This is a genomic window from Mycobacterium sp. TH-M82, assembly GCF_057473605.1.
This window is the reverse complement of record NZ_JBYCKY010000520.1, coordinates 1-10,475: the sequence shown is the minus strand read 5'-3', so window position 1 is coordinate 10,475 and position 10,475 is coordinate 1. Positions and strand designations below refer to the sequence as shown.

The 10,475-nt window shown below is 68.1% G+C and carries 10 protein-coding genes and 3 pseudogenes; 2 read left to right on the top strand and 11 right to left on the bottom strand.

The window, feature by feature from the left end:
* Positions 1–63, bottom strand: a pseudogene (locus AC2VON_RS16095) (30S ribosomal protein S10); the annotation flags it as partial.
* A gap of 387 nt (positions 64–450) precedes the next feature.
* On the bottom strand, positions 451–2,100 hold the full coding sequence (locus tag AC2VON_RS16090) for a carboxylesterase/lipase family protein (RefSeq protein ID WP_486953851.1): 1,650 nt from the start codon (positions 2,098–2,100) through the stop codon (positions 451–453).
* Between the two features lie 135 nt (positions 2,101–2,235).
* Here AC2VON_RS16090 and AC2VON_RS16085 point away from each other — a divergent pair.
* Positions 2,236–2,511: pseudogene (locus AC2VON_RS16085) on the top strand (cytochrome P450); the annotation flags it as partial.
* On the opposite strand, the gene mftG reads toward AC2VON_RS16085, so the two are convergent.
* The 7 genes from mftG to mftA form a co-directional block, all read right to left on the bottom strand.
* Positions 2,496–3,953: a mycofactocin dehydrogenase MftG gene (mftG, locus tag AC2VON_RS16080; protein WP_486953850.1), complete on the bottom strand. Its 1,458-nt coding sequence runs from the start codon at positions 3,951–3,953 to the stop codon at positions 2,496–2,498. The pseudogene AC2VON_RS16085 and the gene mftG overlap by 16 nt on opposite strands.
* An 8-nt stretch (positions 3,954–3,961) precedes the next feature.
* Positions 3,962–5,377, bottom strand: coding sequence for a mycofactocin biosynthesis glycosyltransferase MftF (mftF, locus tag AC2VON_RS16075; protein WP_486953849.1), 1,416 nt, complete (start codon positions 5,375–5,377; stop codon positions 3,962–3,964).
* Positions 5,374–6,117: a mycofactocin biosynthesis peptidyl-dipeptidase MftE gene (mftE, locus tag AC2VON_RS16070; protein ID WP_486953848.1), complete on the bottom strand. Its 744-nt coding sequence runs from the start codon at positions 6,115–6,117 to the stop codon at positions 5,374–5,376. The genes mftF and mftE overlap by 4 nt, the downstream gene beginning before the upstream one ends.
* 144 nt (positions 6,118–6,261) lie before the next feature.
* Entirely contained in the window at positions 6,262–7,446 is a 1,185-nt protein-coding gene (mftD, locus tag AC2VON_RS16065) for a pre-mycofactocin synthase MftD (protein ID WP_486953847.1), read from the bottom strand.
* Between the two features lie 2 nt (positions 7,447–7,448).
* Positions 7,449–8,627, bottom strand: a complete 1,179-nt coding sequence (mftC, locus tag AC2VON_RS16060) for a mycofactocin radical SAM maturase (protein ID WP_486953853.1) — start codon at positions 8,625–8,627, stop codon at positions 7,449–7,451.
* Between the two features lie 11 nt (positions 8,628–8,638).
* On the bottom strand, positions 8,639–8,950 hold the full coding sequence (gene mftB, locus AC2VON_RS16055) for a mycofactocin biosynthesis chaperone MftB (RefSeq protein WP_486953846.1): 312 nt from the start codon (positions 8,948–8,950) through the stop codon (positions 8,639–8,641).
* 1 nt (position 8,951) lies between these two features.
* Positions 8,952–9,047, bottom strand: coding sequence for a mycofactocin precursor MftA (mftA, locus tag AC2VON_RS16050; protein ID WP_486953852.1), 96 nt, complete (start codon positions 9,045–9,047; stop codon positions 8,952–8,954).
* A gap of 73 nt (positions 9,048–9,120) precedes the next feature.
* Between mftA and AC2VON_RS16045 the strand changes: the two are divergent.
* Positions 9,121–9,345 (top strand): annotated as a pseudogene (locus AC2VON_RS16045) (acyl-CoA-like ligand-binding transcription factor); the annotation flags it as partial.
* On the opposite strand, the gene AC2VON_RS16040 reads toward AC2VON_RS16045, so the two are convergent.
* A complete protein-coding gene (locus tag AC2VON_RS16040) occupies positions 9,335–10,159 on the bottom strand; it encodes a mycofactocin-coupled SDR family oxidoreductase (protein ID WP_486953845.1) in 825 nt (274 codons plus the stop codon). The pseudogene AC2VON_RS16045 and the gene AC2VON_RS16040 overlap by 11 nt on opposite strands.
* Positions 10,160–10,227: 68 nt before the next feature.
* A partial coding sequence (locus tag AC2VON_RS16035; RefSeq protein WP_486953844.1) for an EF-Tu C-terminal domain-related protein occupies positions 10,228–10,475 on the bottom strand: 248 nt, incomplete at its 5' end.

The following is a 10,475-nucleotide window of genomic DNA, read 5'->3' as shown; positions in this document are numbered from 1 at the left end:
CGAGGCGTCAATGGCCTCATGGTCGTAGGCCTTGAGCCTGATGCGGATCTTTTGTCCCGCCACGCTGCTGCTACCTCGCTCCTGCTGAGGGCCGGTGTCCGGCCCCGGTCTACTCTGCGCCCCGCATCATCCGGGTCGCGTTGGGTGTTGCCGCCGCTGTTTACCTGTCCTGGTTCACCGGCCCCCGCGGCCGGGTGTGTCGCCCGCGCGCGGCCTCGTCCGCAGCGAAACCTCGCCACGCTCCGAAGGTGGGACCGGACGCGCCCGGGTGGGCGCTGGTCGTATACCCGGGCCGGGTGCGAACCCGGCGCGGGCCAACCCAGCCAGTATGCCTCACGTCGGGTTATCGGCCAAATCCTGCTCCAAGGGCCGAACGGCGGGTCGAATCTGCGCTCTCGGCTTGGGTTGGCACCTTCTCGCGCTAACGTCGATTTCGGTCCCTACCGCTCCCTACCCCCGGATACTCGACCAGAACGCGCACTGATGTTGAGCCGCGAAGTCGGTCACCACCCGGCTGCCGTTGGTCCGCAGCGACATCCACGGGCCATGACCCGAGCCCGGGTCCGCTCCGAGTGGGGGCCAGCTCGGTTGGCCGGCAACCTCCGGAGCGCCGGTGATCACGAATCGGCTCCAGTAGTCGATCATCTGGTCGGACAACCTGCGCTGCGCGACGTCCAGCGGCGGCGCTCCGGCGACGTCGAACAGGTAGCGCATCTCCAGTGAGTGGCTGGCGCCGATCCGGAACGGCACCCGCTGGTACATCTCCGGCGCGGGTGCGTTCGGGTCGTCGAATTCGTATGCGTAGACGCCCGGTGCGGTTCTGGCCAGCCCATCGGCCATCCGATCGGCGAGGCAGACGAAGACGTCGTCGGTGGCGGCGGCGGCGTAGGCCAGTGACACGCTGCCGCCGTACTGTTCGGGTGGGTAATGCGCCAAAACGGCAGCGGCGTCACGCTCGCCGAAGGTGTCCGACAACACGCCGGGGTACTCCGCAGCGCTGAGCTCTCGACCCTCCGACAGGTACCGCAGCGCCACGAACATGGTGAACTCGTCACGGTTGATGCCGATCAGGACCGGCACCCGGGCGGCAGGTCCGTCGGCGAACGCGCGAACCGGATCCACCGGCAGCACCCTGGTACCGATAACCGGACCGCTCAGCCGGTCGGTGCCGAAGCGCGCATACCACAGCGGCTTGGCCAGCGCACCGGCCGGCAGTTCCCGCAGGCAAGCTGCGGCCGCCCCGACATCTGCCCTGGCGCAGCCCATCGATGCGGCGTAGTCGCGGCTGATCCGCTCCGCGGTCGCCAGGTCGACCTGCGCCTGACACGGCCCGCTTTGGATGACCGCCGCCCGAAACAAGCCCGCCGAATCGGGCGCAGCCAGGTGATCACAGACCGACATCGCGCCGGCGGATTCTCCGGCGATGGTCACCTTGGTCGGGTCGCCGCCGAAGCCGGCGATGTTGTCGCGAACCCAGCGCAGCGCCGCCTGCTGGTCGGCCAGGCCGTAGTTGCCCTCCCCGCGGGTCGATTCCAGCACGGGGTCGGCCAGAAATCCGAGCGCCCCCAACCGGTAGTTCAGGGTGACGACGACGACGTCGCCGCGGGTGACCAACCGCTGCGCGTCATAGATGTCACCGCTGCCCTTGACGAAGCCGCCGCCGTGAATCCAGACCAGCACCGGCCGGGGCCCGGAGGCGGTGCCAGTGGGGGTCCACACATTGAGGGTCAGGCAGTCCTCGCGCGTCAGCGCGCCCGCGACCGGGGCGTCCCCGACCTCCTGAACACACCACGGACCGGGTTTCTGGGCGTCGCGCACCCCGGGCCACGGCACCGGCGGCTGCGGCGGCTGCCAACGCAGCGGCCCCACCGGCGGAGCCGCGTAGGGGATGCCCTCAAACAGGCGGTGATCCCGACCGACCACACCCCGTACCATTCCGGCCGCGGTGGGCACCACGGCGGCGTCCAGCCAGATCTCAGCGCCCGGCCGCGGCGACTGCGGCGTTGCGCCGCCGCCGCGCGCGCACCCGGTCGCCAGCACCCCCGCCAGCAGCAGCACGGCAACACCGGCGCTTAGGCCACGAGCTGATCCGATCGCCACGAACTTCAAGCTTAAGGGGGTTGCGGAACACGGTCGGCGGATCGTCGGAAACCGTCCCAGTAACATCGGAGACCGCCGACAATCGACAGCGCCGGCCCATGCCGGAAATCTCCCGGGCTCGGTGAGGAGTTGACGATGAGCGTGCCGATAGTTGACCAGGCCGCCAAGGTATTCGCCGATCCGACGGCCTACGCCGACGAGCCGCGGCTGCATGCGGCGCTGACCCATCTGCGTGCTCACGCGCCGGTCTCCCTGATGGACTGCCCGCCGTATCGGCCGTTCTGGGCGATCACCAAGCACGCGGACATCATGGGCATCGAACGTGACAACGTGTTGCGGATCAACGAGCCGCGCCCGCTGCTGATGACCTGCAGGAGGCGCAGCTGGCGGCCGGGTCAAGCACCTTCCGGTTCGATACCGGCTGCGCCCCCGATGAACTCCGCAGCCCGGTGCGCAAGCATCGCGATGGTGGCATGCGGCCCACGGCTGGTGACCGCAGGCAGCGCCGACCCGTCGACCACCCACAGGCCGTCGATTCCGCGGACCCGGCACCGCGAGTCCAGCACAGTTCCCATCGGCGCGCTGCCACACAGGTGCTGTGAGGTCGACCAGATCGGCTGGCCCACCCCCGTTACCGCCCCCACGATCTCGCGGATCAGCGCAGCACCCCGGCGCAGTGCGGCAACGTCGTCAGGATCCGAATCGTAACGGTGTTCGATACGCGGCGGTATGCCCGGATCCGCGGAAACAAGCGTCAACCGACCACGCGAGCGTGGCTGCATCAGCGCCACACCAATATGCGGCCGGTCCGGACGCCCCAACGGCACCTCACCCATCATCGACACGAATCCACGGGTATACGGCCGGATCTCGACGTCGTCGTCAGTGTGCAGAACCACCTCCAGAACCGGCCTGCCCGCCAGCACCGCCCAGTCCACCGGCAGCACCCACTCCGGGTGATCGCTGCAGCTCATCCCCACCGGCAACGGGGCTACCACCTCGACCCCGACGTTGCGCAGCATCGCCTCGTCGCCGATACCGGAGAGCATCAAGAGATGCGCGGATTCAATCGCACCGGCGCACAGTATAATTCGGCTTGCCGCCACGCGCACGGGGCCAGCCGGGCCTACCGCTTCCACGCCGGCGGCGCGACCGGCGGTGATCTCCAGCCGAACCGCGGCGGTCTGCGTCAACAATGCAAGGTTTGGGCGCCCGAGCGCCGGGAGCAGATAGCCCATCCCCGGCCCGGTGCGCACACCGTCGACGATGTTGAGCGGGACCGCACCCACCCCCGGCGGAATCGTGGGTTTTCCGTGGGTATCGTTGAGATCGTCGATCCAGGCGAAGCCGAAGTCCTGCGCAGCGGTCACGAACAGCTCGGTGCTGCCGCATATCTCATGCGTTCGGCGGACCGGGATCGGGCCGCTGTCGCCGTGCGCCGACCCGCGGAAGTCCAGATCGGTCTCGATGGCCCGGAAGTTCTCGATGACGTCCGGCCAGGCCCAACCGGGCAGCCCGAAGCCGTCGAAGTCACGTGGCAGGCCGCGGCAGAAGTAGCCACCGTTGACCGCGCCGGAGCCGCCGACAGTGGCGCCACGAACGATGGTCACCGCGCTGGCGGGCTCCCCGGTGAGCTCGGTGCGGTAACGCCGCACCAATGGGCTGGCGGTGCCCACCGGCAACTGCAGTCCATCTGCGACCTGGGCCAGCAGGGCCGGGTCGCCCAGGCCCACGCCGGCCTCCAACACCGTCACCGTACAGTTGCTGTCCAACGAAAGCTGCTCGGCTACAATGCATCCCGCACTTCCAGCGCCGATGATCAGGACGTCGCTACGGAGTTCGCCAACCGTCAAGGTGACCGTCAGGCCCGAATCTGCGGTTTGAGGGCGGCAGCGTTGCGTTCCCGCAATACCCCGTACCACAGCCCGAACCCGTAGGCGAGATCGTCGAGCCGTTTGAGGAGCAGATAAGACACCACGGGAAGCGGTCTCTCGTCACGTTCGACGGTTGTGCCGTGACGCATCCAATCCACCACGCCGTCGGTGACCGCCGCCGTCAACACCGCGTACCGGCAGCGCCGCGACAGCAGCGCCAACAGCAGTGCGATCGGCCAGTAGTGCCGGCAGATCGCCGATGCCAGCTGCAACCCCGCCGAGCTCAGGCCGCATCCGGTCACCACCGCGACGTCCCGCGGCCCGGTGTCGCTGCCCCGCATGGTTTTCCCGATCCGGTGGCCGGTCAGGATGGCCACGACCAAAGACGCCAGGTAGCCCAGGCGTGAGCCGATCACCACCAGAACCCACCCCAGCAGCGACCGGCCGGAGATCACCAGCGGCGCGGTTTTATCCGGATGCCGGGCCGACAGTGGTGCCGCGGAGGCTCCGTAGAACGCTTTGCGCGCAACCCAGTCGCGCAGCTCGATACGGTGGTCGTGTGACACCAGGGCGATGGGCTCGTAGCGCAGGCGGGACCCGGCCTCCATCAGCCGCCAGCACAGATCTACATCCTCGCCGGACCGCAGTGCCTCATCGAACCCACCCAGCTCGCCCAACGCCGATCTGCGGCAGACGATCGCCGCACTAGGGACATAAGCCACCGTCCCGTACGGAACGACGGGCGCCTCCCGTTGACCCAGGTCCAGCGACGAACGCACCGCCTCATAGCGCGCGATCAGCTTGTCGCTGTGCGGCATGGCGACAATGCGTGGCGCGACCAAGGCAACTGTGGGGTCGCAGAAATGGCCCAGCAGCGCCTCCAGCCAGCCACGCCGCGGCACCACATCGGAGTCCAGGAAGGCAACGAAATCTGTTGTACAGGCGGCTAGTCCAGTGTTGCGCGCCGCTGCCGGCCCTCGGCTGTGCGGGTGTCGTAGCACCTCGACCGTGCAGCAGTGCCCTCCTGTGAGGGCATCCTGGCTCACCGGAACCGCCGACCCGTCATCGACCACGATCACACGCAGACCCCGCAGCGACGCGATTAGGCGTTTGAGCCCGGACATGTTGTCCCGCACCGGAATCACTACGGTGATATCACGATGCGAAGGCCCTCCGGACGGTCGGGGGTGAGCTACCGTCGCATCGAGCAGGGTGCGGGCCAGTTGCGCGCTTGCCGCATCCTGTACCTCCAGGCGGCCGTCGGAAAGCATCCCCTGAGCGGCCGGAGCCAGGCGCAGCAGCCGGGTGGGCGAGCCGCCCAGCAGCGTGGAGCCCTGCCCGAGTACCCGGACCCGTCGATCGACCTGCACTGCGAAACCGTCCGGCAACCGGGTCTGGGTCATCGCAGCATCCCGTCAGCACCGGGCGCCCAGCCGCTGACGGCTCGAACGCAGCCGTCGACCATCGCCTTGAAGATCTGTTCCCCCTCGGTGGCCGTCGCGGTGGACGGATCCCCCAGCACGCCTATCGCGCTCACCGCCGCCACTCCGCCGCGACGCATCGACGGCATCAGGTCGCGCAGCGGGGCCCGATTACCCGGGCGACGTCGGCCGGATCGCACCGCTGTCGGCGAAAGATGCAGCAAAATCGAGGTTTCGGTGTGTCCGGCATGGGGGTCGCCACCCGCCGCGATGCACGCCCACCAGCACACGTCACGGGCCTCGAAGCGCAGCCGGCCGACCGCGGAGCGCAACGCTGCGATATTGCCCCCGTGACCGTTGATGAAGACCACCCGCCGCGCCCAGCACCAGGCCGACCGCCCGTACTCCATCAGCAGCTGCGTCAGCGCGTCGGTGCCGATCGAGATGGTGCCCGGGAAACTCTGGTGTTCCCCGCTGTCGCCATAGCTGATGGCCGGCGCCACCAGCCACGGCCCCCGCGGACCGGTGCTGCACCTCGCCGCGACCTCCCGCGCGACCGCGACCGCTATCCGCGTGTCGGTGTCCAGGGGCAGGTGCGGCCCGTGCTGCTCGGTCGACCCCACCGGGACCAGCACGGTCGACCACGCTCCCGCTAGCTGGCTCGATGTCAGTGGACCGAGTTCGCCGGGGAGCGCCACCCGCCGATCGTAAGCCGAAATCACCTGCGGTGGACCAGTTATTGGCAAGTTGAATTGATAATTTCTTTCCGGCATGTGCACCACGATCCGAAGGATCCGACTAATCGGCCACGTCAGCCCCGCCTGCCACGTGCGTACCAGGTACCGGGACCCGGCTGGGTGGTCGTCCTACCCGGGAGCTACGCCGAGCGCACGGCCAAAACCCGGCGGGACCAGGACGTCGCCGCCGCCGAGTTCGTGCACCGAAGCACGGCCCAGGCCCATCAGCGCCGAGTCGATCCCGTTGCGCATGATGTCGAGCACGTTCTCCACCCCCGCCTGGCCCGCCGCACCCAGGCCCCACAGATAGGCACGGCCGATCATCACCGCCCGCGCCCCGAGCGCCAGCGCCTTGACCACATCGCCGCCGCGGCGGATGCCGCCGTCCAGCAACACCTCGACCTGGTCGCCAACGGCGGCCGCGACAGCCGGCAGCGCGCGAACCGACGCCGGTGTGCCGTCCAAGTTGTTACCGCCATGGTTGGACACCGAGATCGCCGAAACACCAGCATCCACTGCCCTTTTGGCATCATCGACGCGCATCACGCCCTTGAGCATGAACGGTCCGGCCCAAAGCTCGCGCAGCCACGCGATGTCCGCCCAAGTCGGCGGCGCGGTGCCCATCCACTCCCCGTATGCCTCGAAGAACGACGGGCCGCGCTCACCGCGGCGGCCCTGGTTGGGCACCCGCAGGTTCGGCGCGTGCAGGGTCTGCGCGTACTTCAAGAACCACCGCGGCCGGGCGAGCGCCTCGGGGAGCAGCCGCACGATGTTCGGCAGATCCATGCGCTCGGGGATCTTCGGGCTGCCCCAGTCCCGACCGTGGGAGAACGTCCAGTCGGTGGTGACGATCAGCCCGGCCGCGCCGGCCTGCCGGGCACGCTCGACGCGCTCAGCGATCGCGTCGCGGCCACCCAGCCAGTAGACCTGGAAGAACAGCTTGGGGTTGACGGCGATGACCTCTTCGATCGGCTTGCTGGCGAACGAGGACAACCCCATTGCCGTACCCCGGGCTGCCGCCGCCCGTGCGACAGCTACCTCGCCGTGCGGGTCGACCGCCTGCACTCCAGTCGGCGAGATGACAACCGGCAGTGCAATCTCCTGGCCCAGAACGGTTGTCGCCAGATCACGCTTTTCTGTCACACCGACCACGTGCGGAGCGAAGCCCAGCTCACTGAAGGCCGCCACGTTGTCGGTGACGGTCACACCCTTCTCGCTGGCCGAGATCAACGACGAGTACACCGATTTCGGCAGCCGCTTCTTTGCCCGATGCTGAGCGATGGCGACAGTTTCGAACCAGATGTCGCGCGCCACGGCTAGACCGGGCTGTCGTCGCAGGGACGTTTGGGGGGCGCCGGCCGGCTCGCCTGCCGCGAGCTCCTGCTGCGCTTCTCCCTGGAGTGGTCGCCGCTGGGGCGCGGTTTATCCCGCTCGCGGGTCAACGCCTGCTCGCCGTGACCCAGCACGCATTCCGGGTCGGGCCCGTCCATCGGCAGGCCGGTGAAGAACTTGGCGGCCATGCAGCCGCCGCGACAGGCGTCGTAGAGCGGGCAGCTGGCGCAGGCACCGCCGGCCTTCGGGTTGCGCAGTTCGTTGAACAGCTTCGAGTGCTTCCAGACGTTGTCGAACCCACCGTCGCTCAATACGTTCCCGGCCAGGAACTCCTCGTGAATAGCGAACGGGCAGGCGTAGACGTCGCCGATCGGATCGATGAGGCAGACCACCCGGCCGGCACCGCACATGTTCAGCCCGGCCAGGGCGCCCTGGTCGCCCAGCGGGGAGAGGTGGAAGAACGAGTCGCCGGTCAGCACCCGCTCGCCCTTGGCCACCAGCCAGTCGTACAGCTGCTTCTGCTGCCCCGCGGTCGGACGCAGCTCCTCGTAGACGTCGACCCCCCGGCCGGACGGCCGCAGCCTGGTGATCCGCAGCGTGGCACCGTAACGGTCTGCCAGAGCGGCGAAGTCGTCGAGCTGACCGATGTTGTGCCGGGTGGCGACGACGGAGATCTTGGTGTCGGCGAATCCGGCCGCGGCCAGGTTCTCCAGCGCGCGGATCGCCATGTCATAGGAGCCCGGCCCCCGGATGGCGTCGTTGACCTCAACGGTGGCGCCGTCCAGGGAAACCTGCACGTCGACATAATCACTGGCGGCAAGCCGGGCGGCCACCTCCGGAGTGATCCGCACGCCGTTGGTGGAGAACTTGACCCCGACGTGGTGCGCGGTCGCGTAGTCCACCAGTTCCCAAAAGTCTGGCCGGACAGTGGGTTCCCCACCACCGATGTTGACATAGAACACCTGCATGCGTTCCAACTCGTCGATGATGTCCTTGCATCGCCGGGTGGACAACTCACGCGGGTCACGCGTGCCCGACGCGGACAGGCAGTGCACACACGCCAGGTTGCATGCGTAGGTCAACTCCCAGGTCAGGCAGATGGGCGCGTCCAGTCCGTGTTCGAACTGGTCGATGAGTCGCGGAGCCGATGCAGGGGCTGTCATGGCGGTCATAACTACTCCGCCGCCTCTTTGCGGACCAGGATGTTCGAGTCCGCCAACTCCCCCAGGGCGCGCAGGTAGACGGCCATTTGGGTGTCATCGACTCCGGCCGCGCGACACGCGCATCGGGCGTCGGGATGGTCGGCCAGCGACCCCACCACCGCGACGATGGTGCGGTTTTTCAGAAACGACAACTTGCGCGTTCCGAAGTGATACAGCAGCGCACCGAACGGTTCGGCCCGCACCGACACCTGCGAATGCAACCGCCAACCGCGGTCGGGGTCGAAGCCGCCGTTTGCGCGCGCCCGAGCAGCAAGAGCCGGCACGTCAGTAAACCCCGCACATCCCGTCGATGGACACCTCTTCGACCAGACTCTCGGCGACGAGTTCACTGTCGGTGTCGTTCTGCTTGTCCTGGTCCATAGCGTTGCCTTTCGTCATCAGGGGCTCGACAAGCGGGTGTCAGCCCGTTCACAATCCCGGTAAGAATATGACATCGATGACGATGTACGCCGGCTGGCGCGGCGTCATCGCCGACTTCGTGGCTCGCCGCGTCGGCGCCAAGTCAACCGACCTACTGCCACAGACGGTTGCGTGGGTGATGCTGGGAACTGCGCTCAGTGCTTACGAGCAGTGGCTGGCCGACGAGTCGTTGGCGCTGCCGCAGGCCCTTGGCGACGCGTTCGACGCGGTGCGGGGCGGACTGGACATCAATACTTGAGGACGCCCTTGTCGACCGGGATCTGGACTCCGGTCAGGGCTGCCGAGCCATCGCCGGCCAGCCAGGAGACGACGTCGGATACCTCCTCGGGTGTCATGAACCCGTTGGGCTGCAACGGCATCGGCGCGAAACTGTGCACGTAACTGGGGTGTGCGGCGAACACCCGCTTCATCGCCTCCGGCTCGATCATCGCGGTGTCCACCGAGTACGGGTGAATGGAGTTGACGCGGATACCGTACTCACCGACCTCCAGTGCCAGCGAGTTGGTCAGCGCAACCAGCCCGTGCTTGGCCGCTGAGTAATGGGCGTTGCCCGGGGTGGCCTTCAGCCCGGCCGACGAACTGACGACCACAATCGATCCACCGTTGCCGGCCTTGATCATCTCCGGCACCACGGCCCGTAGGGTGCGCCAGGTACCGGTGAGGTTGACGTCGATGACGGTGTTCCACTGTTCGTCGGACAGCTCCCAGAGTCGGCCCCAGCTCAGCACCGCGGCGTTGGCCACCAGGATGTCCAGCCGGGCGAACTGCTCGACGCCGTCGGCCACCAGGCGCCGCAGTGCGGCGTCATCGCGGGTGTCGACCTCGCGCGCCAGCACCTTGCGGCCCTGCGCCTCCACGGCCCGGGCGGTCTCGACCAGATCCTCGCGCGTGGCCGGCGGGTAGCCGATGCTGTCGGACACCGGCGCACAGATGTCCAGCGCGATGATGTCGGCGCCTTCGGCGGCCAGCGCCACCGCGTGCGACCGGCCCTGGCCGCGGGCGGCACCCGTGACGAACGCGACCCTGCCCTGCAGGGTCTGGTTTTGGCTCACCCGACGAGGCTAGCAGCTAAAACTGAAACGTGTTCTAGTTCCTGGTTACCACGTCGAGAAGACCGGCGTCACTTGATGATCTTGGTGACCCGGCCGGCGCCGACGGTGCGGCCACCCTCGCGGATGGCGAACCGCAGGCCCTCGTCCATGGCGACCGGCTGGATCAGCTTCACGCTCATCTCGGTGTTGTCGCCCGGCATCACCATCTCAGTGCCCTCCGGCAGGCTCACCACACCGGTCACGTCGGTGGTGCGGAAGTAGAACTGCGGACGGTAGTTGGTGAAGAACGGCGTGTGCCGGCCGCCCTCGTCCTTGC